Annotated in this window: 20 protein-coding genes; 5 read left to right on the forward strand and 15 right to left on the reverse strand. The window is 43.4% G+C overall.

The window, feature by feature from the left end:
- Positions 1-42 precede the first annotated feature (42 nt).
- From FRZ06_08865 to FRZ06_08915, 11 genes are all read right to left on the reverse strand, one after another.
- A complete protein-coding gene (locus FRZ06_08865) occupies positions 43-732 on the reverse strand; it encodes a GntR family transcriptional regulator (protein ID QOX63456.1) in 690 nt (229 codons plus the stop codon).
- Positions 733-894: 162 nt separating this feature from the next.
- Positions 895-2,292, reverse strand: coding sequence for a sodium:glutamate symporter (locus tag FRZ06_08870; protein ID QOX63457.1), 1,398 nt, complete (start codon positions 2,290-2,292; stop codon positions 895-897).
- Positions 2,293-2,314: 22 nt separating this feature from the next.
- Complete coding sequence (locus FRZ06_08875) at positions 2,315-3,481, reverse strand: alanine dehydrogenase (GenBank protein QOX63458.1); 1,167 nt, start codon at positions 3,479-3,481, stop codon at positions 2,315-2,317.
- A 344-nt stretch (positions 3,482-3,825) separates the two neighbouring features.
- The gene (locus tag FRZ06_08880; GenBank protein ID QOX63459.1) at positions 3,826-5,229 is read right to left on the reverse strand and encodes an AAA family ATPase; all 1,404 of its coding nucleotides are present in this window, start codon (positions 5,227-5,229) and stop codon (positions 3,826-3,828) included.
- A 272-nt stretch (positions 5,230-5,501) separates the two neighbouring features.
- Positions 5,502-6,863, reverse strand: coding sequence for an aldehyde dehydrogenase family protein (locus FRZ06_08885; GenBank protein ID QOX63460.1), 1,362 nt, complete (start codon positions 6,861-6,863; stop codon positions 5,502-5,504).
- A 101-nt stretch (positions 6,864-6,964) separates the two neighbouring features.
- Positions 6,965-7,567 (reverse strand): 2-oxoacid:ferredoxin oxidoreductase subunit gamma, encoded by a 603-nt coding sequence (locus FRZ06_08890; protein QOX63461.1) that lies wholly within the window; start codon positions 7,565-7,567, stop codon positions 6,965-6,967.
- Positions 7,537-7,743 carry a 4Fe-4S dicluster domain-containing protein gene (locus FRZ06_08895; GenBank protein ID QOX63462.1) on the reverse strand — a complete coding sequence of 69 codons (207 nt, stop codon included), beginning with the start codon at positions 7,741-7,743 and terminating at the stop codon, positions 7,537-7,539. Before FRZ06_08895 ends, FRZ06_08890 begins: the two co-directional genes overlap by 31 nt.
- The gene (locus FRZ06_08900; GenBank protein ID QOX63463.1) at positions 7,740-8,564 is read right to left on the reverse strand and encodes a 2-oxoacid:ferredoxin oxidoreductase subunit beta; all 825 of its coding nucleotides are present in this window, start codon (positions 8,562-8,564) and stop codon (positions 7,740-7,742) included. Before FRZ06_08900 ends, FRZ06_08895 begins: the two co-directional genes overlap by 4 nt.
- The gene (locus FRZ06_08905) at positions 8,561-9,799 is read right to left on the reverse strand and encodes a 2-oxoacid:acceptor oxidoreductase subunit alpha (protein ID QOX63464.1); all 1,239 of its coding nucleotides are present in this window, start codon (positions 9,797-9,799) and stop codon (positions 8,561-8,563) included. The genes FRZ06_08900 and FRZ06_08905 overlap by 4 nt, the downstream gene beginning before the upstream one ends.
- Positions 9,800-10,182: 383 nt before the next feature.
- Positions 10,183-11,367, reverse strand: coding sequence for a PDZ domain-containing protein (locus FRZ06_08910; protein ID QOX63465.1), 1,185 nt, complete (start codon positions 11,365-11,367; stop codon positions 10,183-10,185).
- A 117-nt stretch (positions 11,368-11,484) separates the two neighbouring features.
- On the reverse strand, positions 11,485-12,492 hold the full coding sequence (locus FRZ06_08915) for a glycoside hydrolase (protein ID QOX63466.1): 1,008 nt from the start codon (positions 12,490-12,492) through the stop codon (positions 11,485-11,487).
- Between the two features lie 460 nt (positions 12,493-12,952).
- Between FRZ06_08915 and FRZ06_08920 the strand changes: the two genes are divergently transcribed.
- Positions 12,953-13,315: a winged helix-turn-helix transcriptional regulator gene (locus tag FRZ06_08920; protein ID QOX63467.1), complete on the forward strand. Its 363-nt coding sequence runs from the start codon at positions 12,953-12,955 to the stop codon at positions 13,313-13,315.
- A gap of 44 nt (positions 13,316-13,359) precedes the next feature.
- Positions 13,360-15,660 carry a cadmium-translocating P-type ATPase gene (gene cadA / locus FRZ06_08925; GenBank protein QOX63468.1) on the forward strand — a complete coding sequence of 767 codons (2,301 nt, stop codon included), beginning with the start codon at positions 13,360-13,362 and terminating at the stop codon, positions 15,658-15,660.
- 504 nt (positions 15,661-16,164) lie between these two features.
- On the opposite strand, the gene FRZ06_08930 is transcribed toward cadA, so the two are convergent.
- From FRZ06_08930 to FRZ06_08940, 3 genes are all read right to left on the reverse strand, one after another.
- The gene (locus tag FRZ06_08930) at positions 16,165-18,525 is read right to left on the reverse strand and encodes a hypothetical protein (protein QOX63469.1); all 2,361 of its coding nucleotides are present in this window, start codon (positions 18,523-18,525) and stop codon (positions 16,165-16,167) included.
- A 226-nt stretch (positions 18,526-18,751) separates the two neighbouring features.
- On the reverse strand, positions 18,752-20,092 hold the full coding sequence (locus FRZ06_08935; protein QOX63470.1) for an MFS transporter: 1,341 nt from the start codon (positions 20,090-20,092) through the stop codon (positions 18,752-18,754).
- 201 nt (positions 20,093-20,293) lie between these two features.
- Positions 20,294-21,790 carry an amino acid permease gene (locus FRZ06_08940; GenBank protein ID QOX63471.1) on the reverse strand — a complete coding sequence of 499 codons (1,497 nt, stop codon included), beginning with the start codon at positions 21,788-21,790 and terminating at the stop codon, positions 20,294-20,296.
- 379 nt (positions 21,791-22,169) lie between these two features.
- Between FRZ06_08940 and FRZ06_08945 the strand changes: the two genes are divergently transcribed.
- The 3 genes from FRZ06_08945 (at position 22,170) to FRZ06_08955 (ending at position 24,241) form a co-directional block, all read left to right on the forward strand.
- The gene (locus FRZ06_08945) at positions 22,170-22,499 is read left to right on the forward strand and encodes a hypothetical protein (GenBank protein QOX63472.1); all 330 of its coding nucleotides are present in this window, start codon (positions 22,170-22,172) and stop codon (positions 22,497-22,499) included.
- Positions 22,418-23,557: an ISLre2 family transposase gene (locus FRZ06_08950; protein ID QOX63473.1), complete on the forward strand. Its 1,140-nt coding sequence runs from the start codon at positions 22,418-22,420 to the stop codon at positions 23,555-23,557. Before FRZ06_08945 ends, FRZ06_08950 begins: the two co-directional genes overlap by 82 nt.
- 141 nt (positions 23,558-23,698) lie before the next feature.
- Positions 23,699-24,241 (forward strand): YcxB family protein, encoded by a 543-nt coding sequence (locus FRZ06_08955; protein ID QOX63474.1) that lies wholly within the window; start codon positions 23,699-23,701, stop codon positions 24,239-24,241.
- A 129-nt stretch (positions 24,242-24,370) separates the two neighbouring features.
- Here the strand turns inward: FRZ06_08955 and nhaC are convergent, their stop codons facing one another.
- Complete coding sequence (nhaC, locus tag FRZ06_08960; GenBank protein ID QOX63475.1) at positions 24,371-25,813, reverse strand: Na+/H+ antiporter NhaC; 1,443 nt, start codon at positions 25,811-25,813, stop codon at positions 24,371-24,373.
- Between the last annotated feature and the right edge of the window lie 61 nt (positions 25,814-25,874).

Below are 25,874 nucleotides of genomic sequence, written 5' to 3' on the forward strand. Positions count from 1 at the left end.
TTATATAAATTTACAGTTTTACAGCAAGTCGTTTGCTGATTCCTAATTAATAGACTGTTCCTCACAGTTTCTGATTTTTTTCATGCCTACTTCTGCCCTGGCCTGAGAATTCAGTAAATGCACCAGGATCTTATCTGCCGCTTTATTCTCATTTCTTTCCTTGATGGCAAGATAGATTTCATAATGCTCTCCAAGGATTGCATCTAGATTATCATTACAATAAACTGTCACTTTTCTTGTTTGGTGAACATATTCCTGATATGATTTCAGGATCTGAATCAAAAATCTACTTCGAGAAGCGTCGTAGATAATTTCATGAAATCTCTTATTGATTTCCATTACACGTTTCCCATCTTTTTTCTTCGTGTAAAATTCCATCAGCTCATACTCGTCCTGAAGGCTCTTGATCTCCTCATCAGTAATTTTATTCACTGTCCATTTAACCGCTAGAACCTCAACTGCAGTCCTTACAGCATAAACATCGTTGATATCCTGATTTGTAAATCCAAGGCAGAACGATCCTCTATTGGGGATTGATTCGATCAGCCCCTCCGCCTCCAGCTGTTTGATTGCTTCGCGCACCGGAGTCCTGCTCACCCTTAGTTCTTCTGCAATCTGATTTTCCTTGATCCTTTCGCCGATCCCATATTCGCCTTTTAAAATTCGGTCCCGGATCGTATTTGCAATTTCGACGGTAAGCGAAAAAGCATTTAGAAAGGTTACTTCAGCCATTATCTATCACCCCTATAATTCTATTATATGATTACTGATTTGTGTCAGTTCTGCTATGTTTTGTGGATCACACCAAAGCAGTTACTCCGATAGGAATAACTGCTTTGGTGCTTCTGTTTGATTTGTAGTTTATGAGAAAGTTAGTCTATTGGTATGGTTGAATTACTCCTGCGCCGAACCAAATATCGGCTCATTCTCGACTGCGCCTCTTTCTCCTAGTGGAGTCTTCAGGTACCACCATTTAAAGATGATATTCGCAGCAACGCATACAGCTCCAATTAAGAGGAAGATTCCAACGAAGGTCCAATGCTGGCCTCCCATGAGCATAGCTGGTCCTGCAGACCATGCAAATAATTCGATGGGGGTATTCAAGGAACCAACGATAGCAGTATCCGAAAGTGTCTTGGATTTATTTTCCGGATCTACAATTCGAAGCAGTGTCAGACCGATGGCAAATACACCTGTGGCATAGCCATAAACAAAGATAGATCGTTCAAACCAACTTTCATTGTTCATAGCAGGTCCCATAACCCTCATCATGAATACAACCACCACAATACCGGACAGCGCCAGCAAGGAAAGGGGCAGTGCATATTCCACAACTACAGGAAGCTTAATGGAGGCCACACCGAAGAATACAAGGTAATCCGTAGCAGAACTCCCCAGTCTTGTAACGATTCTATCATCAACATATTTATACACGCCCTTTTTTCCCTGTCCAAGAGCAACGTACATAATCAGTGCAAGAACAAATGCGATGGTGAAGGTCGGAAAGCCAAGTGCCCATCTTTCTTCGATATAGGTATTTAATAGATAACCCAGACCGGAAGGGATCAAAATCAACGCCATATGAAATGCAAGGGGATCTAGGGCAATTGAGGAAATGGTATCGGATCCGATCGCAGTTCTGTTTTCCTTTTGGACAAGTCCCGTTTTCAGATCATCTGAAATCTTGGAAAAGTCCTTGACATATTGGGTGTATCCCTTTCTCGTTGCCCATTTAATAAAGATAAGTCCGCCGAAAATACCTGCGAGAATACCGATTGTTGCAGCGGTCATCCCAAGGTCTGTTGCATCCGCAAAGCCTAACGCTTCGAAAGAGCTTCCTACGGCAGCGGCGGTCCCGTGCCCACCGTAGAATCCCGCAACCAAAAGCATTCCAAAACCGTTGTTCACCTGTGGAGCAACCTTTGAAATCACCAGGATAGAAAATGCGATGGGCAGAGAAAATTGAATCGCCATGGTCAGAATTTTATAAGACGCATATGCTCCCATTCTGTTCAGATCCTTTTTCATGCTTCCCGGTGAAAATGAAAATCCATTGATACCAACAGAAGCAAATACGAAGATCGTAATTAATCCCGCATAAGATCCTATGGTTTCGGAGAAGGGCAGAACATTCAAAAAGTTCGGGCCCAGCGCCAGTCCGAGAAATCCGGCAATCAAACTGGCAGGAATAAAAGTCTCTTGAATAAATTTGATTTTAGCACGAAGGAATATTCCAATGAGAATAAGCCCGCTTGCACAAGCGAAATCCACGAGTAGTGTGTATATCGTCATGTCTTAGATCTCCTTCTTCCTATTAAATTTTTATAAAATGATCCGATTTCGTTGTTGTAGCCGATGGAGCCGGGTCTATTTTCTTATCTGACAGGTTCAAGATATCTTCCGGTCTAATCCATTGTCTGCCCTGAATAGCGCTGGTTTCTTCATGAGTAAGATATCCTTTGTAAGCTGTTAAGCTTCTTCTAAGAAATCCATCCTTCATGCACGCTTTTTCTACTCCTAGATTCATGATGGAACGAAAATGGGGCAATACCGAAGCCGCATAGGCTTCCGACACAGATCTTGCAATAGAACCGGGAATATTGCTCACACCGTAGTGCACAATACCGCTTTCAATATATGTGGGGTTTTCATGGGTAGTCTCATGAAATGACTCGATTGCTCCGGGAGTATCGTTACTGATATCAACGATAACCGATCCCTTCTCCATCAAGGAAAGCATTTCCCTGTCGATGAGATAGTCCGTACATCCTTTGGGCCATTTTACACTGTTTATGACCAGATCGATTTCGGGAAGCAGTTTCTTGATGTTTTCTTTTGTTGAAAACTGAGTGTTGACCTGCTCGTTATAAATTCTTCCGATATCTCTGAGGGTCTCCATGCTGATGTCCATGACTGTACACCATGCACCAAGGGAATGCAGCACCTGCAAAGCAGATTTTCCCACCAAACCGCCGCCAAGAATTAAAACCTTGATCCCAGGTGCGCCAGCCAGACCGCTTACGAACTTCCCTTTTCCTCCGTTGTTGGTTAACATGGAGTGAAGTCCCATTAAAGCCCCTTGTTTTCCAGCAGCTTCACAGTTGACGGAACCAAATCGATGGGAGTCCTCTGCTGTAAACGCAATACACTTGCTATCCAGCAATGCCTGCACCTCTTCAGGATGCGCAGCCGGATGTATGCACGTATATACAATTTGTCCTTCTCTCAGCATCTGGTATTCCGATGCTTCAATTTCTTTTACTTTAGCCACAAAATCACATCGTCTATAGATTTCCTCTGCCGTCTCAGCGATTTCTGCACCTGCTGCGAGATAGCTTTCATTGGTAAACCCGGCTTTTAATCCGGCATCTTTTTCAACGATTACGGTATGACCGTCACCTTTTAATGTGGTTACTTCTGAAGGGGTCGCAATAACTCTGTTCTCCCCGATCTTAATATCCTTCAGTACACCAAATAACAATTCTGCATCACCTTCTCTTGTCTTTTTTTTCGATACGTACCGAATATTTATACATAGCAAAGATGATGCCAAGATGTTTTTTTTGAAATCTTTTTCCAATAATAAAGAATGTTGATTTTTCAATATTCCTAAAGACTCATGGCGAAAACTTCTTATAAAAAAATAACAACACAAGAGATACATTTAACGTTTCCCATCTTGTATTGTTATCATTTGGGCACTTCATTCCATCCCCTAAGAGATGATTGTTATCATTTGGGCACCCTTTGTTATATTTTGGGCACTTACTTTCCTTTGACAAGGTGCATCCGCTCTAGGAGTGTTATAATTTGTCAAGAGCAGTACTATTCTGAATTATATTTTTTTAGCTTGTTCTGGAGCGTCTGCCTGGGTATTTCAAGTAGTCTAGCAGCTTTTGAAATATTTCCCCCAGTAAGTCTCACCGCTCTTTCTATCATATCTCTTTCTACTGACCCTAGGATCTGTCCAAGTGGAGTAATTTGAATCTGTGGGTTTTTATTGTCATCTGAGAACTCCTCTGCCCTGCTTGCGATATGGTCCATCCGAATGATGTTTTCAGAGAAATCAGCAATATTCATTGCATATTCCACCAAGTGCTCTAGCTCTCTGACGTTCCCGGGCCAAGAATGATTCTTAAAGTATTCGTAGACTTCCTTTGAAACCATTTTGATGCTCTTTTTCAAAGAAGCATTATATCGATTGATAAAAAAGTTCAATAAGATCTGGATATCTTCCGGTCTATCTCGTAGAGGTATCATTTTCAAGGTGAGTACTGACAGTCTATAATATAAATCCTGTCGCAGCTGACCGATTTTCATACAGTCCTTCGGATGCAGATTGGCTGCGGATATGACTCTGACATCAACCCTCCGTTCAGATTTATCTCCCAGGCGTCTTACAAATCCGTCCTGAAGGACCCTGAGGAGTTTCGATTGCAAATAGATCGGCATTGAGTTGATTTCATCAAGGAAAAGACTGCCGCCTTCAGCTAGTTCAAAGAGCCCCGGATTGTCATAAGCTCCAGTAAAGCTGCCTTTAGTGGTCCCGAATAAAAGGCTCTCCAGAAGGTTGTCAGGAATTGCAGCGCAATTCTGAGTGATAAAGGGCTGATCTGCTCTGTTGCTTGCATTATGTAACGCATGGGCAAATAGTTCTTTACCCGTTCCTGTTTCTCCAAAAAGAAAGACCGGGGCAGAACTGTCCTTTATTTTATTGATAAAGTCCTTCTGATCAAGCGTCTCTTTATTCGCAGTAATGATATCATCTAATGTATAATGGGCTCTGTTGGAATACAGCTTCTTATCCACATTCTGAAAATGCTTAAATTGTTCAGGATCCATCATAACAACGCTGCCCGGTGCTTGTTTCTGCTTGCCCAAATCTTTTGAAATTTCTATGGAGCCAATGATCCTATCATTGGCTTTGATCGGCAGTGAGATATTTTTTGTAAAAACCGTATTTCCGGATCGGTCCATTACCCCCTGCCGTCTGTTGTATATGGGCATGCCCAGCTCCATGGCTTTGATCAAGGTGCTATTCTGATCATTGATGTTGGGAAATACTTCAGACAATTTCTTTCCCACAACGTCCTCAAGATCATCCTTCTGTTCGGGATTAAAGACAGGATTAAACTTCACGGAAAATAAAATATCACCAGAGGTATCAATGATGGTAATCCCGTCTATATACTCCATATCGGTTAAAAAGTCGGTTTTTCCTGTGGTCATTGCTACTACCTCCAAACAATCTGCCAGACGCTCGCGAATCGAAAAAAGTTCTCGATCACACGCCTTGATTTAAAAAAACTCCATGATTCCACGAAATTGAACAACCTCAGCAATCAATATATTACTCATAGAAGCAGTAATCAGTCAAGTAAAATCTATATCTTTCCCGCTAATGCCGCAAATGTTTTCGAGAAATGGCATAAGAGGTACCCAAATCGGGTACCTCTTAGAGATATTATTTCGTGCCATGCTTCCATTATAGATTGGTCTGCCTACCCCCACAACATCTCATCCGTAGGCACCTTGTTGTCCTTCATATAATATCCCACTCTCGAGATATTGATCAAATGTTTGTAGTCCAAATTTTCCGAAATGCTATTGTTCCCCCAGGATCCGCAGCCCAGTGTGTTGGTGGGGGTAAACCCATTGAAAAAACTTCCGCCCGCACTAGTAGCACTGGCTTGGTTGATCACAAATCGACTGACTTCAATATTTTCAGCTGCATATTCAATGTGTTCAACCTGATTGGAATGGATAGCAACGCTATGCCCCTTCCCGTCCTTTTCCAGATTCGCTCTGGCGATTTCAACAGCCTCTTCGAAAGAATCATACCGATACAGCGTCAGCACGGGGCACATTTTCTCTCTGCCCAAAATATCCTCTGTCCCCTCTGCATCAACGATGATGACAGTCCGATCCTTTGGAATTTCAATTCCTGCCAGTTCCCCGATCCTCTGAACCGATTGTCCTACCACACCCTTGTTCATTTCACCGTCCACAAACATGGTATCTCGCAATTTTTCTATGCTTTCATTATCCGAGATATAAAATGCGCCATTCTGAATAAACTCATGAATAATTTCTCCATATGATTCGGCGGGAATGATTGCCGACTGTTCTCCAGAGCAGATGATTCCGTTATCAAAGGTTCTCCCTATAATAATTTTCTTCACGGCATCCTTGTACTCTATCGCTTTATCAATGATGCACTGAACATTGCCCGCTCCTACACCAAGTGCCGGTTTTCCGCTGCGATATGCGGCTTTGACCATGCCCATCCCCCCAGTGGCAATTACCACATCTGCACATTCAATCAGGATTCTCGTATGCTCTCTGGATTGCTGATCCAGCACCTGAATCAGGTTTTTCGGAGCGTTTATCTTCTCCAGATTCTTGTTGATCAGCTCAGCGGTCAGGGAACTTGCTTTCAGCGACCTGTGATGAGGTGTGATTATGATCGAATTTCTCCCCTTCAAGGCAAACATGGCATTGGACATGGGTGTGACGATTGGGTTTGTAGTAGGTGTAATCGCAGCAACAACCCCCATGGGCTTTGCTACTTCTGTGATACCCTTCTCTTCATCTCGATGGATGATTCCAACAGATTTCTTATCTTTCAGATGATTCCAAATCACTTTGGCTTTCATTTGGTTTTTGATAACCTTATCCTCATAGATTCCCATTCCCGTTTCATCCACGGCAATTCTAGCAAGAAGCTCTGCATTATCGTAGACCGTTTTCCCAATGACCTTTACAACTTCATCCACCTGCTCCTGACGATACTTCTCATATTCTTTCTGCGCAGCTCTCGCCCGCTGGAGGTATTCACCGATATATCGTTCACTCTCTGTCATTTTCTTATCCTTCCGTTTCTTATACCGTTCCAGAAATCACGATTTCTCCTATGCAAAGGTTATCTTTTTACTGGCTAAGTCAGTCCTCTTCGGTCGTCTTCTTATGCCATCTTTTTCAGGAAGTATTCATTTTGAATATAATGATAGCCTGCATCATATGCAGCCAGATTCATATCCGCAGCTGATTTATTGAAATTCCCTCTGATAGCGTCTCTGGTTGATTGATATTGCAGCTTGGGCAGCAGCTTTGTTAAAGCGCCCAGCATCACAATGTTCACTGCAAAGGGTTTAAAGCTCGTATCTGCAATCTCAGAGGCAGGAATCTCATAAACCTTTTGTGCATCCTCCGGGTCTACGGTTACCAAAGAACTATTTACCAAAACCACGCCATCCTTCTTCGTCTGCTTTTTATACTGCTCATAGCCGAGCTGATTGAACGCAATGAAAATGTCTGCCTTTTCTACCTTCATATAATCAATTTCTTCATGATCGGAAACAACTACCTCCGCTTTACAGGCGCCGCCTCTCGCCTCCGGACCGTAGCTCTGGGTCTGGGACACATTGCAGCTTTCATTGATTCCATAAACCTTTGCCAAAATAATGGCAGCGGAGATAACACCATGACCGCCTGCACCGACAATTCTAATATCTCTTCTCACGTTAAAATTTCCTCCTATTCTACGTTGATGCAGCCATCGGGGCAAAGCATCTCACACAATTTACAACCAACACACTTTTCTGCCTTCGCCGGATAAGGTATCAGCGAACCAAAGCTCTGTCGTTCCTCCGACATAGCAAATACGCTTTTAGGACATGCTTTGATGCATATCTCACAGCCTTTGCAATAGGCTTTGTCGATGGATATCTTCATCATTCTCATACGGTCACCTTCTGCATTGTTCTAAGCTGTTCCTTCAAGTTTTTTATTTTATCGGTGTATTCCTGCCTGCCGCTGTCCGCCTTAAAGTTTCCGATGGGGATTTTCCCCTCCGGCCTTTCAAATGACCAGCTTTTGCACAGAATTGTATTATTCTTGATCGCCTCCATCATATTCCAGGGATCACGTTCCTGAAAAACACTCTTTCCTGCCTGGACTGGGCATTGAGATAGTACCTCGATAAAAGAGAAACCATTATGCAAAATCCCTTCCTTGATTGCCTTTTTCAACTGGTTTGGATGAGAAACTGTCCACCTTGAACAAAAGGTGGCTCCTGCGCTCATGGCAATACCACATCCATCGATGGGCTCATCTAAGGCCCCGAAGGGGCTGGTCTTTGTCCTTGATCCCGCAGGAGTGGTCGGTGATTTCTGACCCCCAGTCATCCCGTAAATAAAGTTATTCACCAGGACAACGGTAATATTGATGTTCCTGTTTGCGGCGTGGAGCAGATGATTTCCGCCAATGGCGAGACAATCCCCATCACCGGTAAAAACGATGATGTTTTTCTCCGGTCTGCTAAGCTTCAGCCCCTCCGCAAAGGCAATGGCTCTTCCGTGAATCGTGTGCATCACATCCATATTCAGATAGGGCGGAATCCATGACGAGCAGCCGATTCCGCTGACGCAGGCGGTATCCTCCTTAATTCCCAGTTCATCGATGGCGTGGATTGCTGCATTTAGAATGATCCCGTTTCCACAGCCCGCACAGAAAATATACGGAAGCGAATCTTTTTTGATATATTTTTCAATTAGCTGATTCATTGTTTGCTACCTTTCTCGCTCATCATTTCTCTTTCCGCGCATATTAGACTATGATCCCTTTCCTTCGTACCTGCTGGAAGGGTTCTATTCCTTGCCGTCTCTGTTACAATAATATCCAGAAGTTCTGTTGGCTGGTGGATGATGCCTCCTAATTGCGGTACCGAAATCACAGTACTTTGTTTCAGGCACCGTTCAATTTCAAGACAATATTTTCCCATATTCATTTCCGGTACAAGGATGGTTTTGATGTGACCCGCCAGTGCTTTCAGCTCTTCTTCCGGGAACGGCCATACAATATTAATTTTGATAAGCCCTGCTTTGATTCCTTTTTCCCGGGCAATTTTTACCGCACGTTTTGCAGATCTGGCGACCGTGCCATAAGCGATTACCGCTATCTCCGCATCTTCCAGAAACTCATGATCAATATCGACCAGTTCCACCTGATTCTTTCGGATTTTATCAATCAGATTTTCAACAAAAACCCCGCTTTGATCCGGGATATGTCCGATCCTTCTTCCTTTTTCATCATGCAGCTGCCCTTCCACCAATACGTTGTGCCCTTCGAAAAAATTAACCGCATAGGGAATGTTTTTTTCATTCCGCCCGAAAGGTTTGTCACAGTGTTTCACTGTTGTCCGGTCTTCAACTTCAATCTGCTTCGGTATCTGAATCTTCTCTCTCATATGCCCTACAATTTCATCCGCAAGGAGGATCACAGGAGTTCTGTATTGTTCTGCAAGATTGAAAGCTTTTATCGTAAAATCGTACATTTCCTGCACCGAAGCCGGTGCAAGGCAGATCATCTCATAGTCCCCGTGGCTTCCGTATTTTGCCTGGTAAATATCCTGCTGCGATGAAAAGGTGGGCTGTCCTGTTGCAGGACCACCCCGCTGGACATTGACTACAACTACGGGAGTCTCTGTTTCCACCGCATATCCCAATGCCTCCTGCTTCAGGGTGAATCCGGGTCCGGAAGTTGCGGTCATGGATTTCTTTCCGCCCCATCTGGCTCCGATAACAGCACACATTGCCGAAATCTCATCCTCAGCCTGTAGAAAGGAACCCTCCTCCTGCAGCAATAAGGCTTCCGATAAATATTCTATTATTTCTGTTGAAGGAGTGATGGGATACCCTGCAAAAAATCTGCATCCCGCGTGAATCGCAGCCTCTGCACAGGCCTCATTCCCTTGTAATACTTTTTCGCCGTGCTTGATAACGTCAATTTTCCTCAGCATTTCTGTCCTCTTTCATCAGCATTTCTGCCCTCTTTCTTCAGAATTTCTGCCTTCCTGTTTCAGCATTGACAGAAAGGGAACACCTTGATTCTGCTTATGCAATCAATGCTTCCGTATATAAGAATAGCACTGGGAAATAAAAAAACAATCACTACGCCCCCTTATATCCGTGCATTACTGTATTCTTAATGAACATATTATTACGTAATGAATTCATACATTTATTATTGTATACAATTTCAATTGGCTTTGAGGATAAAGAAAAAAGCCATGCCCAGCATGGAATGCATCAGCATGACTTAATACCTACACTATCTAAAAAACACGGTTTGCAATGGTAATTTTGCTCATCCGTTCTCCTCTTTTCATCACAGAAATCATTACTAGCTCGGCTTATGCTCTTGCAGTGTGAGCGGCAGCTGCCCAGTGCTTCCATTTCGCATGACGGTTATTGTCACCGTATCCCCGACGCTGTACTTTTCGAGAGCCTGGCTCAGTCCTGTTGTACTGGTGATCTTCGTATCACCTACAGACACAATCATGTCGCCTGCCCTAAAACCGGCACTCTCTGCATTAGACCCCGATGCAACAGACTGGACATATACACCAAGCTGACGCACCCCATACAGCAATGCTTTCTGGGCGGTGGTAAGGTCTATGAAGGACATTCCTGTCTCAATTCTCCCCTTAACGTAGCCGTTTTCCATCAGTTCACTTGCTACCGCCTTTGCAACATTGATGGGGATAGCAAAGCCAAGGCCTTCCACGTCAGAACCTGAAGACTTTGCTACAACGATACCAATCAGCTGTCCACGGTCATTGAACAGCCCACCGCCGGAATTTCCGGGGTTGATTGCGGCATCGGTCTGAAGCAGGCTCATGGTCTTGCCGTCAATAGAAAGCGCTCTGTCAAGTGCGCTGATGATGCCTTGGGTGACGGTTCCTCCCAGCTGGCCTAGTGGATTTCCGATCGCGATGGCCGTATCGCCGACCTCGAGTCCCTCCGAATCCCCAAGCACTGCCGCTGTAAGTCCAGATGCATCTATTTTCAACAGAGCCACATCGGTTTTACTATCGGTACCAATAAGAGTTGCTGTATATGTTTTTTCATTTTTAAGACGCACAGTAATCTTGTTTGCACCATCAATCACATGGTTGTTGGTCACAAGATAACCATCGCTTGAAACGATTACTCCGCTGCCGGCTCCGTTGGTTACATACTGCTGCATCCAGCTGTCTGTTGTAACGGTTTCCGTACGAATTTCAACCACAGAATCGGCTGTCAGTGCCGCTACCTCAGCTGTGGAAAGCTTGCTCCCAGCAGAGGATGCAGTTGTCGTCAGCAAAGCAGTCTGATCCGCTTTTGTATTCAGGGACACCTGCGGGGTAATATCGATTCCGTTAGAGAAATAACCTGCAGTGGCCAGTCCCCCTGCATATCCCAGCATAGAAGAGATTGTAATACAAATGGTAAGTACGATTGCGGCACTTTTCGCTGTAATCAGGAACCTTCTTCTTCTCACTTTCACACCTCCATATATTCTTTCAATAAAATAGCAAAAGGTCATCCTTACGATAATATAAGGATAACCTTCTTTTATGAAGAATTGATGAAGAGTCAATGATGGTTAGAAAAAATTACCTGACTTCACTGACAAACGCTGAATTTGCTCCAGACAATGCACTCACTCAACCTTCGCAACCGAATAGAGTTCTCGCAGAACCTCCTGGCCCGACGGAAACGGATTCATTATGGTCCAGATACTGATTCCTGCGAGACCATACTCGTTGATCAATTCGAGCTTCGCCCTTAAGCTTCTTGCATCTTCAAACCAAACCTCATGCTGACGCCCCTGTTCATCAACATAGGTATAAAACGGTGACTGGGCTACTTCATCAAATTGAATGGGCACACCATACCTGGCGGCTCTTGCACGAGCTTCAACATTGGAAATGGTTTCAGCTCTGGATTCACCCCTTACATAGGGCAGTGTCCAGTCATATCCGTAATTGGGTATTCCCATCAGAATCTTAGAAGGACTGATCTCTGTAACACCATAATCCAAGACTTCACGGACCTTATTCAGCGGTGCAACGGCCATTGGCGGTCCATATGTATAGCCCCATTCGTAGGTCATCAGCAGTGCCAAATTAGCAGCCTGCCCCATCCCCGCATAGTCGTGACCCCCGTAAAGCAAGCCCGGCTGTTCTGCATAGGTCTTCGGAGCCAATGCAACTGTGACGATGAAACCTTCCGGATTCAGTCTTGCCGCCGTGTCCCTTACGAGTGTCACATATTCATCTGCATCTTCCCGGTTTACAAACTCAAAGTCAAAATCAACTCCATAAAAATCTTTCGCGTTTACCGTCTGATAAAGATTTTCGATCAGCCTGCTTCTTGCCTCCGGATTATTTAGAACTTGACTTGCCAGTTCATTGCTGAATTGCCCCTGCTCATTCAGCGGTGTTAGCACCAGAAGGGCCTGAACACCATGATCTCTCGCAGTTTGTAAAACCCGTGCATCATTGAGTGGAATCAGATCTCCTTGAGGAGTAAAGCCGTAGCTAAATGAAGAAACATAGGTAAGATCGGGCATCCACTGTTCCAAAGTCCCCTGATTAATAAACGGGTAAGCATATCCGTTCACGATAATGGATCCGTATTGAGAAGCCCTAATATTATACCAAGGCATAGTTCCACCTCCTTACCTACAGAATATGTCGGCAAAAGATTATTTATGCCTTGTCACCTTGTTCCTTACCTTTGAAAGCGCTGTCTGCTTATGACTTGCGGTTGCTCGATCTAATCCTGATAGCTGAAAGATGAAAATCCCAGCTCGGCAGCTGGCTTACCCGCTGCTGCAAAGGCGGTGGCTGACATCAGTGCCAGAATGATCAAAGTAACGGTTATAACTTTCATAGCAATTCCTGACCTCATTGTTCCTTTCCTCGTGTCAAATTGATGTGACACAGTATTCCTTTTTACACCTTTTGTATTAATAAGACGTATGGTACGCAAGGAAAGTTCCCCTGCTCAGAAAAAAAAATACATATGATTAGTTGACAAACTGAACATATGAACATATACTCATATATAGAAATACAAACACGACTATTCACGAAAATATAGAAAGAACAAATGAGGTAATTCTTATGAGTGAAAAAATCAATTTGGATCGCTGCGACTGTACTGTGATCCACGAAGGCGTTGTAAGTATGGTTAAGGAGAGAATGCCTGACGAAGAAAAGCTTTATGATCTGGCAGAACTTTTTAAGGTATTCGGTGATTCTACAAGAATCCGAATCCTCTGGGCCTTGTCCGAGTCTGACATGTGCGTTTGTGATATTGCAGCGCTGCTGAACATGAGTCAATCGGCTATCTCACATCAACTCAGAATTTTAAAACAGACGAGACTGGTTAAAAACAGGAAAGACGGTAAGGTTGTCTATTATTCCCTCGACGATTCCCATGTCAAGCAGATCTTTGAAATGGGACTGATCCACATCTGCGAGTAAGACTTCCATTGCCAAGAGTCCATTAATCAAAGGAGGAATGAATCATGTCAAACAATAGAAAAGAATATATCCTGGAAGGCTTGGATTGTGCAAACTGCGCAGCAAAAATAGAAAAGAAAGTAGGAGAAATCAGCGGCTTACAAGATGCATCCGTAAACTTTGTAACCAAAACGCTCTCTTTTGAAGTCAATCACACAGAAGATACAGAGGGGATTACCTCTCAGATTAAAAATATCGTCAAGAAATTAGAGCCCGATGTAAAAGTAAAAGAGAAAGCTGCTCGCAGAAGCAGTAAAAGCAGTCCCGCCGGGCAATACGAATCGCTAAAGAGCAATGCACGTCACGCTCATGAAGGACAGTGCTGCAGTAATCATGAACATGGAGAACATGAGGAACACAGTCATGCTCACGATCACGAGGAACACAGTCATGCTCACGATCACAACGATCATGGGCACGATCACGACGATCATGGACACGATCATGAGCATGGCGAAGGCGGAAAAAAGGAATTAATCAAGCTTGTCTTAGGAGCCGCGATCTTTGGTATCGCAGTGATCTTTCAGTTCCAGACCGCAGTAGAATTTGCACTCTTCTTTATCAGCTATCTGATTGTTGGCGGTGAAGTCCTGCTGAAAGCAGTTAAGAACATCTTCCGAGGCCAGGTCTTTGACGAGAATTTCCTGATGACTGTTGCAACCATCGGAGCCTTTGCCATTCAGGAATTTCCCGAAGGTGTCGCAGTGATGCTCTTTTATCAAATCGGCGAATATGTGCAGGGCATCGCAGTAAATCGTTCCAGAAAATCCATCACAGAGCTCATGGATATCCGACCGGATTATGCCAATCTGAGGGTCGGAAATGATACGAAACGAGTGGATCCAGAAGAAGTAGCAGTTGGGGACCTGATCCTTGTCAAGCCGGGCGAAAGAGTTCCTCTTGACGGTAAAGTTGTCGAGGGAAGGTCAATGGTTGATACTTCAGCACTCACGGGAGAATCGGTTCCCCGTGAGGTCGAAACCGGCAACGAGGTTCTCAGTGGCTTCATCAACAAAAATGGAGTCCTGACCGTTGAAGTTTCAAAAGAATTCGGGGATTCTACAGTCACAAAGATCCTTGATCTTGTTCAAAACGCCAGCAATAGAAAAGCGCCGACAGAGAATTTCATTACAAAGTTTGCACGGTATTATACCCCTGCAGTCGTAATCATCGCGGCAGCACTGGCAGTCATTCCCCCTCTGGTCATGGAAGGCGCAACCTTCTCAGAATGGCTGTACAGAGCTTTGGTATTCCTTGTAATCTCTTGTCCTTGTGCTCTGGTCATTTCCATTCCTCTCGGATTTTTCGGAGGAATCGGAGGAGCTTCCAAGCGAGGCGTTCTTGTAAAAGGCAGCAACTATCTTGAGGCTCTGAACAATGTTGACATCGTCGTCTTTGATAAAACCGGTACCCTAACAAAAGGGGTTTTTAAAGTTACCGAAATTGAAGCAAAGAACGATTTTCAGAACGACGAGCTTTTAGAGTTTGCAGCCTATGCGGAGAGTTACTCAACCCACCCCATAGCAGTTTCCATACTAAAGGAGTACGGAAGGGAAATCGATCAGGATCAGATTAGCAGCTATAACGAAATTGCTGGTCATGGAATCAAAGTGAATGTGAAAGGGCGCGAAATCCTTGCCGGAAATCGAAAACTGATGGAATCAGAAGGTATATCAGCAGATCTGATCGATGCAGCAGGCACTGTGGTCTACCTTGCAGCAGACAAAAAATTTGCTGGTCATATCCTCATATCCGATGAGATCAAAGAAGACGCAAAGGAAGCAATTGCTGGCTTAAAGCAGTTGGGTATCAAAAAGACCGTTATGCTCACAGGAGACAGCCGCAGCATTGCAGAAAAAGTTTCTCGTCAGCTGGGGCTGGATGAATTCCATGCCGAATTGCTGCCAAATCAAAAGGTTGAGGAAATTGAAAAACTCGATCAAGAAAAATCAAAAAAGGGAAAATTGCTCTTCGTCGGTGACGGAATTAATGACGCACCTGTTCTTGCAAGGGCTGATGTGGGAATTGCTATGGGAGCTTTAGGATCTGATGCCGCAATCGAAGCTGCTGATGTGGTCATTATGACGGATGAGCCCTCAAAAATTGTATCCGGAATTAAGATGGCTAAGAGAACCAGAACCATCGTTTGGCAGAACATTATCTTCGCCATGGTGGTCAAACTCATCGTTCTGGGTCTTGGAGCAGGAGGGGTCGCAACCATCTGGGAGGCAGTCTTTGCAGACGTAGGTGTGGCTTTGATCGCAGTGTTAAATGCAGCAAGGGTTCTAAATGTAAAGGATATTTAAAGAAAAAGAACCGGCTGAACGGGTCTTCAAGGACCTGCTTCAATCGGTTCTTTTCTACTTGTTTAATTCTTGCCCTAATCTTTATCAGCCTTTTCATGACCGTATTTGGCCTTTCCCTGTATTTCAGGAACAGGTTTTTGATCATTCTTCGGAATATGGAGCTTATGGTTGCTTTCTGTTCCATGAGGCTCCTTGGGATCTGGTCTTCTCATCCCTGCCTTTGCCATATTTGCCCCTCCTAAACATCATCGTTCCGAATAGACTGCTTTTTTGCATTTCTATTCTGGTTCTGATTTTCTCTTGTCAGCGGTGTCTGACCGTTTGCTTTTTTCTTTCTTGCTTCCTTATTATCGATCTGACTGTCTTTTGCCATAGGATAACCTCCTGTTTCATTCATCAGGAATATTGTTTCCTTTGTTGGTTATTTTTATCCGGTGATGGCTATTTTATCATGAATTCTCCCATATTTTTTACTGCTCTTTCCCTTTATTATTTACTGCCAACTTAACGCAGAACAAGATCGGCAATCTTTTTCAGGCTCTCATAATCATAAGAAGTGATGCGTCCATCCTGTACATAATAGAGCTGTTTTCCAATATACAAAACACGTCTTGCATAAGGGATGTCGTTTCCATATACACCGGAAGGCTCCGATTGCAGAATCCCCTTCAGCGCCAGTTTTCTTCCTTCATAGCTCATAATGACTGCTCCCTGCTGATAGTCCGTTTCTTTATCTTCTAAGTTGAGGTAAGCGTCCATTGCGACATTCTGTTTAGATGCATCAATCATAACTGCCTTATGATTATAAAGGGCTTCCGATCCGCTGCCTGAATCTCCCACTACATAATTAGAGATTTCTCTCGGCTTACCCATATCAGAGACATCGAACAGGGAATACTTGATGCCACCCTGGCGAACTCCTACAACGACATCTTTTCCATTACTGTCTTTTCGGAAAATTTCATAGGTGTCTGCGCCGATTCCCAAGAGCAGGTCTTTTCCCACAGGATGGAGATAATTACTGAAACCTGGGATCTTCAGTTCCCCTGTTACAACAGGCTTGCTTGGATTGGAAAGATCAAAGACAAAGAGCGGATCAATGGTTCTGAAAGTCACGATATAACCCTTATCACCCATGAATCGCACAGAATAGATCGTTTCTCCTTTTGCAAGTCCCGTTACAGCACCAATCGTATTCAGGGATGAATCCAGTACATACAATGCATTTTCATTGCTCCAGGTGGTGGTGGCAACCCGAAGGTTCCCCTCATATTCATCCATTGCAAACTGATTGATTAAATGACCCTTTACTTCACCGGACCCGGCATATCCAACTTTCATTCCCGCAATTTCGAATTGAATGATCGTGCTGCTGTCATCCGCTCCGCTTGCTGCAAGATACAAGGAAGAATCATTCATATACATGGTCATGCCATAAGCAGTGATGGCTTCCACTTCGGTCTTTTCTTGATTACTGACATTGATTGCCGATACGATCAGATAACCATCAGCAGGACGTCTTGGCATAATCATCACATCATCAAGCTTCATCTGTATCTGTTTGGGCCCAATTACCGTATCCCGCATCATAGGCAATGCAATTTCTCCCGAGGAATATAGATTGGTCACAAGATAGATGATATCCCCGTTTTTTCTACTGGACTGATAAGAGCCTTCCATTTCGTGACCCTTTAAATATAATGGTCTGGCAGGATTAGAGATATCATAAACATCAACAAAACTGTAATTTTTTACGGAATAATATGGCGGCATAATACCAATGGATCTGTCGGCTGCCGCATCCATTGGCTCCGTCAGGACTCCCTTTTTATCATAAAGCACATTTGAATTTTCCGATCGAGTCCCTAAAACCGCAAGCTTGCCATCTGCCACATAGATTTCACTGACATACTTATCAGTCGATAACTTGATTGAAGTTTCGTCTTTCAGACTCCCTTGATCTGCTTTGATAATACGAACCACGTTATTCCCACCGATATAGATATATTTCCCATCGGTTTTCACCACATCAGCCTCGTCAATGCCTTCCACCTGTACATTTGTGGAGGAATAATTCTGATCACCAGTGTCGGAAGCGCCAAATACTTTTGCAGTAGTATCCATACTGGGTGCAGAGGAACCCATACTCGGTATGGACGCAGATTCCCGTTCGACGGTCGCACCATCCCCGCTGGCATTTGACGAGCCATTTGTAACCGCTGCTTCTGCCTTATCGTTAATCGCATAATAATACTCTCTGCTTGCAGCCAAAGCCTTTTTCAGCTCAGTCATTGTTCCTGCTTTTACCACTTCACCGATTTTCTCCTCAACCTGCTTCACCAGTTTTGGCTGGGATTGAAGATCTATCGCTCGATCAGAAACCGCAATGACTCTATTGTAATAAGATACTTTTTTACCGAGAACCTGCTCGCAGATCACCCGAAGCGGAACCATGGTACGCCCATCCATAATCGTGGAATTAGAACCGATTGAAATTTCCTTACTCCCAAGAAGCTCTTCCACAATGTATTTCTTTTGATTGATTGGAAAGCGGAAACGCTTCCCGTCATAGCTTATGGTTGCTTCTCGTTTGGTTTGATCATAACTGACATCCGCACCAAAAAACTCCGAAACAGCCCGAAGCGGCAGCAGCGTATTTCCGTTCACAACAGTTGCGCTGATATCAGGATTTGCTGAATCCAGCATATGGATCTTATCATTTGAAAGAATTAATGGACTTCCGGTATACAGATAAATGCTGCCTATTGTGTGCTCTGAGTCATCTGGTGAGGCCATGGCCAAAATACTTCCAGATAACAGGAATAGGGCAACGAGCACTCCGCAGATGAATGTTTTCATACGCATTGCAGTGTTCTCCTCTCTTTCATTTCCGATATTGTTGATGCCTGATTATTGATTCATGCATTCCATTGTTTGACGCATGATCCTTCCAAATTGTTCCTAAACGAATACTAAAATCAAAAACGCCCCAAAAGAATTTCTTCCGAGACGTTTTATTCATTCATCGACGTTTCATTTCATTCATTTACGGAATGCTGGATCATGAGATTTTCCTGATTCCTCGCGGATATTATTCGCTGATCTCCTCAAGAGATTTTCCCATGGTTTCCTTTCCAAACAGTGCTACAACGATAGCGACTGCGGCAAAGACTACAGTGAGCAAAATAAAAATATATCCGTAACCTTTTTCTTCTCCATAGAACCTGATAAGGATTGGAAGGATAAGAGGTGCAACGAATGCGCCAATTCTCCCAAATGCAGCCGCCCATCCGGAGCCGCTTGCTCTTGCTACTGTAGGATAAACCTCTGGTGTATATGCATATACGCAGCCCCAGGCTCCCAAACTAAAGAAATAAAGAAGACATCCAAAGAATAGAACCTGTCCTGTCGATCCTGCATGACCGAATAACCATGCTGCCAATGCAGTACCAGCAAAGTAGATGGCAAGCACCCATTTTCTCCCAATTCGTTCTACAAGGTAAGCCGCGCTGAAATATCCGGGCAGCTGTGCCAGGCTCATAATCAACGTAAATTCAAAGCTCTTGACCAGATTAAAGCCCTGGGCTACCAAAAGAGAGGGTGTCCATAAAACAAAACCGTAATATCCAAAGTTAATTCCAATCCAAATGGTCCACAAAACCAAGGTACTCCGAATATATTTCTTTGACCACAATTCAACTAGAGACAATCTATTTTTAGCCTCTTTACTGGTTTTAGAAGTTTCTTTTTTGAGTTTAAATGGCTCAAACCCAGCCTCGTGTTCCATAACGGCTACAAGACGGTCTGCTTCATCGCCTTTTCCAGCCTTTTCAAGATAACGGGGAGACTCAGGCATCACCATCCTTAGATAAGCAGCAAAGAGAGCGGGAACGGCACCAACCCAGAAAGCAGCGCGCCAACCGTATGCAGGGATAATCAGATAGGCTACCAGCGAAGCTAGAATCCAGCCCCATGCCCAGAAACTCTCCAAAAGAATAACGTTTCGGCCACGAATCTTTGTCGGGGAATATTCACTTATCAGCGTTGATGCAGCCGGAAGTTCTCCTCCTAACCCAAAGCCTGTACAAAATCTCAGTACCAGAAGCATGGGATAATTGGCTGAGAAGCCAGCCAAACCGCTTGCAACCCCAAATATAATCAACGTCCACACCACTACTGTTTTGCGTCCCCATCGATCAGCAGCCATCCCAGACAAAGCTGCACCCAGGATCATTCCAAGCATTCCCGAGCTTCCCAATAACCCAATTTGTTCTGGTGATAGGTTCCAGTCCATTCCGATTGCAGCCATCACTCCGGAGACCATTCCTTGATTCATGGCATCAAACATCCAGCCGATTCCTGCAAGCAGTAATACTTTTCTCAGCATAGGTGTTGAAGGAAGGCGGTCAATACGATTAGCAATTTGATACATTTCATTTTCTCCTTTTTGACGTGTCTTCTTTATAATGATAGGTTTACATATGTATATATAGCTGTCTTGTCACCTGCATCAGTCTACCATACTAATATGAAACAATCAAGTAAATATTATTACGGTTTGCCTTTGGTGAAAAGAAAAACAACAGCCGATAACGGCTGCTGTCTTTCTTTTCGTTCCTATATAAATTGAATCTTATTTTGAGTTATCCACAGTCTCTTCTTTTGGAAGGGTGAAATCACATTCTTCCAGAGGAACTATCTTTGTCTTGTGTTTCCACTTATACCCGAAATAGAGACCAGGAATAATAACGATTAAGCAATAATTAGTGATGAAATCAAACCATGTAAATGCACCTTCTTCAAATACCCATACATTGGCTCCGAAGATAACGATGGTAATGGAAATCATAGCGAAAATTGGTGCAAATGGATAAAACAGAGCTTTGTATTTCAGTTCATCAAGACTGTGTCCCTGCTTCACCCAGGCTTTCCTGAATCTGTAGTGGCAAATTGCGATACCCAGCCAAATCATAAACCCAGAAAGGCCGGAAGCGTTATAGAATATGTAGTATGCTTTTCCTTCTCCAATCATAGAAGCAAAGAATGCAAGAGCTCCAATCAGACCAGTTGCCCATACAGCATACACCGGAACTCCCTTTCTATTAACCTTTGAGAAAAACTTCGGCGCATTTCCTCTTAGGGCCATTGCGTGGAGCATTCTGGATGAGGTATAAAGACCGGAGTTACCACAAGATAGTACCGATGTAAGAATAACTGCGTTCAGAACAGACGCTGCTGCAGCAAAACCTGCGTTTTTGAATACAATTACCATTGGGGAAGCTGCAATGTTGTCAATTCCACCGCCCAGCAGCTGAGGATCAGTAAACGATACCAATGTACCAACTACAAAAATGGAACCGATGTAGAATAACAGAATTCTCCAAAATACGCTTTTGATTGCCTTTGGCACGTTCTTTTCAGGGTTTTTTGCTTCTGCCGCTGCAAGACCGACAATTTCCGTTCCCTGGAACGAGAAGCCTGCAACCAGAAATACCATCATCATAGCAGCAAAGCCCCCGACGAATGGAGCTTTCCGGCCATCACCAGCATCTAAAATCCAGTTCTGGAAGCCCATAGAATGACCGTTCATGATACCAACGATCATTAAAACACCTACAATTAAGAAAATTGCGATGGTTACTACTTTGATTCCTGCAAACCAATATTCTGCCTCAGCAAAGGATTTTGCTGAAATAAGGTTGAGTATCATCAATAATGTAAAGGATATCATAGCAACAACGGTTACAGGGACATTTGGCAGCCAGAATTTCACGATCAATCCCGCTGCAACAAATTCAGCTGCAACTGTGATGGACCAAGAAAACCAGTAGTTCCAGCCTACTGCGAAACCAAAAGCAGGGTCAATAAATCTGTTGGCATAAGCCTCAAAAGAACCAACCAGGGGAAGTTGGGTAGCCATTTCTCCAAGTGAAGTCATCATAAAAAATACTATAAGGCCCATAAGACCAAAGGCAACCATTGCACCGCCCGGACCTGCACTTGAGATCGCACTTCCGCTGGCAAACCATAAACCAGTTCCGATTGCTCCGCCGATTGCGATCATGCTAAGCTGTCTGGGTCCGATACCGCGATGCAGTTTGGTATCTTCACCATGTTTTTCAGTACCCATAAATTATCTCTCCTTACCTAAATAAATTCAAAATAAATTCTCATAAAAGCTGTTGACTAAAGAAGCGATTGACCTGATTCGTTTTGTTTTTTCCACTCACCTCCTGAACTTAGTCAATAATACCCAGAAAAATCTGAATTTTCAGATTTTTAATATTATGAAGTATTATGGAGACCAATTCGATTATAGCACTATGGATAGAAAAATCAACAGAAACAAATTTCGACACGAAATTGTGCTCAATTATTTGCATGTTATAAAGTGCAAGGAACCCTTAGTGTAAAATTAGGACGGGAAAAATAAAGGAAATAAAAAAATAAGAGTGACCTCATATGTTATGATGTTAATAACCACAAAAACAAATAACGGAGGCACTCTTATGAACAATAGTATAACTGAAATTGCAGAATTAATCATCAGGAGTTTTGAGGAAAACTTCGAAAAGATGTTGATGGAAAAGAAGGATATCTCCGAATTTGTAATTGAGACTAAGAAAATACTGGACCAAGTAGGAACGATTCTAGCGAAGGAAGCGCTGGAAATGATGGATTCTCTTGTGAAAGGAGATTCTCGTCGAAAGCAGAACTGGTATGTTCATGAGAAGGTGCACCCAACACCCTTGCGACCATATTTGGTGAGGTTCATTATCATAGAACGTACTACAAGCATAAAACCGAAACGGAATATCGATATTTATCGGATGAACTGATGGGAATCGACTCCTACGACAAAATGGATGTTGCCTTGAAATCCAGACTGATTGAAGAAGCGATTGATACCCCGTACGCAAGAAGTGGCAGGAAAGCTGCCGAGACACTACAGATTTCAAGCCAGAGTGTTATGAACGCCATAAGGGAACTAGGCCCGGTCAGGAATAACGAAGTGAAAATTTCAAGATCAAAAGAAACGCCTACAATTCTCTACATTGAAGCTGACGAAGATCACGTTGCGCTTCAGGCTGGCGGCTGTTCAGAACCAAAGCTTGTGTATGTGCATGAAGGCAGGACACAGGTCGGAAAAGAAAGGTGGAAACTGCAGAACCCGAGATATTTCGGTGGAATGTACAGGGAATCAGAAGAACTCTGGAACGAAGTAGCAGATTACATTGATACCGCCTATGACTATGATAAGATTGAAAAAATATATTTGTCAGGGGATGGAGCAAGCTGGATAAAGTCAGGAGCAACCATAATCAACAAAAGTATTTTCGTACTTGACCGATACCACCTGCACAAGGCGGTAAAAACAGCAGGAGCGCATATTGAAAACGCTGAGAGGGAAATATGGAGAGCCCTTAAAAGAGAAGACAAAGAATACTTAAAGGTCGTATTTGAAACCATCCTGGATGCAGCAGAAACAGAGACAAAGGCACAATCGGTGAAAGAAGCAAAGACCTATATCATGAATCATTGGGAAAACATTAAGTATCACTATTCCAAGGATTATTCGGGCTGCAGTGCCGAAGGGCACATTAGCCATATCTATTCAGATCGGCTCAGTTCCAGGCCGCTGGGATGGAGCCGTGAGGGAGTCGATCAGATGGCAAGACTCCGAGTCTTTGCTGAAAACGGAGGTAATCTATTCGATCTGGCGCTAAGAAAGAAACAAGAACGAATCAGAGTGACAAGAGCCATTGAACTGGACTTAAAATTATGCAGAAAAAAGATACGAAAAGTCAGTGGAGAGACAATCGATAACCTGCCTGCTCTAAATTCAGGAAAGCGCACTCAACTGGCATTAGCATTACGAGGACTCAGGGGAATTTAATACAAGGTTTTAACAATGGGGAAACTCCAGCTTTATTTTTCCCGTCCTAACTTGACGCGATCCAAGGAACCCGAAACAGTTTACAAATTCACAGCCTTCCCTTATACTGTTATTAGATTCATCCCGATTGGAGGACAAACTGTGAAGGAAAAAGAAATTCAAATATCATCCATTCTAAACCAAACGGACTACAATGCGCTTCGAAATTATTTCATGTATCAGAAAAAACCTGCAAGAACCAAATTTATCGTTTCAATTGTTCTTTTCTCATTTCTCTTACTAATTATAAGCGGCACGCCATACTCACTGCCATTCTTTAAACCACTGGGGATTTCCGGCATTATAATTGTAACCCTGATTTATTGCTGGATCAGTTTTGAGGTACGAAAATTAGAGATAAATATAAAAGACATGTTTCATAAAGCGCAGGAACTTACCCTAAATGTTTCAGGCATTTCGGCAAAATGGGGGAAGGCTGCAAATGCAGCAAAATATGAATGGACTGCTTTTGAATCCGCAGTCGAAACCGATGTCTATTTTTTTCTTTTTCTCGAGAGGGATTATGCACTTACCATTCCTAAAGTTGAACTTAAGGAACATTTTGTTACTGAAATCCGAGAAATGATCTCAACACATATGAAATTGAATTCGGAACTATCTGGATTTAAAGCAAAGGGCTTATAACTAAAATATGCAAAAACGAGATACAAGCAATTAGAGTTAACGTTTTTATAATTCATCATTTGAACGCAAAAAAGGTGCTGCTCATTATGAGTCCAGCACCTTTTTTAAATTTATTAAGCCTTGATCATTTTAGGACATTGTTCTTTCTGCCAGTTCAGCATCCAGTTTTCTTTGACGCATGCATGCTTCGTATTCTTCATCCGTCATCTTCTCCATTGTGATACCGGTAATTCCGTAGAACAGAGAGACGAAAGGATTAATGATGTTAAGGAAGCAGTAAGGCAGATATTCCAGCGTGGGAACGCCTAGAGTAGTCGACTGGTATGTACCACAGGTATTCCATGGTACCAGCGGAGAGGTTAGCGTTCCGGAGTCTTCCAGCACACGGGACAGATTCTTATTCTTCAGTCTTCTGTCTTCATAAGCTTCTTTGTACATTCTACCCGGGAGCACGATGGAAAGGTACTGATCGGATGCAGCAATATTAACAACGATACAGGTTATGATTGTAATTCCAACTAAAGATCCTGTTCCCTTTGCAAACTTCAGCAGATGTTCGCAGATGATCTTAAGCATATTAGTTGAATCAAGAACGCCGCCGATGCACATAGCACAGAGTATCAGACCCACTGTATAATACATATAACTGAATCCACCTCTGGTAAGCAGATCATCTACAAACTGATTACCGGTCTCGGAAACATAGCCGTCATAAGCCGTAATTGTAACTAATTCTCCAAAATTCGCACCCTGGAATGCAACGGCACAAAGTACACCTAACAGAACTCCGACAAATAAGCCGGGAAGTGCAGGTACTTTAAAAACAACCATTGCGATTACAAGGAGCGGAGGAATGATTAAGATCGGTGTAATCGTAAAATTCTCACGCATGGTAGACATTAGCATGTCAACCTGACTCATATCAACATTTTCTCCACCGTGGCCCAAACCAAGTACACCAAATATAATCAGCGTAATAACCAGTGACGGCCCTGTTGTCAGAATCATATGTCTGACGTGATCGAATAGCTGGGAGCCTGCCATAGCGGGAGCCAAATTGGTCGTATCAGACAGAGGTGACATTTTATCTCCAAAATATGCTCCGGAAATAATCGCCCCCGCCGCCATAGGCATCGAAATCCCCAAACCGGTTCCGATACCAATCAGTGCAATACCAACGGTTCCGGCAGTAGTCCAGGAGCTTCCTGTTGCAAGAGAGACGATGCTACAAATCAAACAGGTAGCAACTAAAAAGATGCCTGGGCTCATGATCATCAAACCATAGTAAATCAATGCAGGTACAATCCCGCCGGCTATCCATGTTCCAATCAGCATGCCGATGCACAGCAAAATTAGGATGGCCTGCATCGATCTTCCGATATTATTAATAATACCTTTTTCCAGATACGACCATTTAAATCCGTTGAGATACGCTATTACAGCGGCAAAGGCGGCGGAAATGATCAGTGCGATGTGAACATATCCTTCTGTGACGATAATTGTAAATATTAGCGTCGCCATCAGGACCAGCATTACTAAAAGAATTTGCCACATTGGAATTCTTTTACCCATTGTTTCCCTCCTTAGAAAAATAAATGCCTCTTCTCCACCCAAAATCACAATTTAATAAAGT

It is taken from the genome of Clostridiales bacterium (assembly GCA_015243575.1).
Classification (GTDB): domain Bacteria; phylum Bacillota; class Clostridia; order Peptostreptococcales; family Anaerovoracaceae; genus Anoxybacterium; species Anoxybacterium hadale.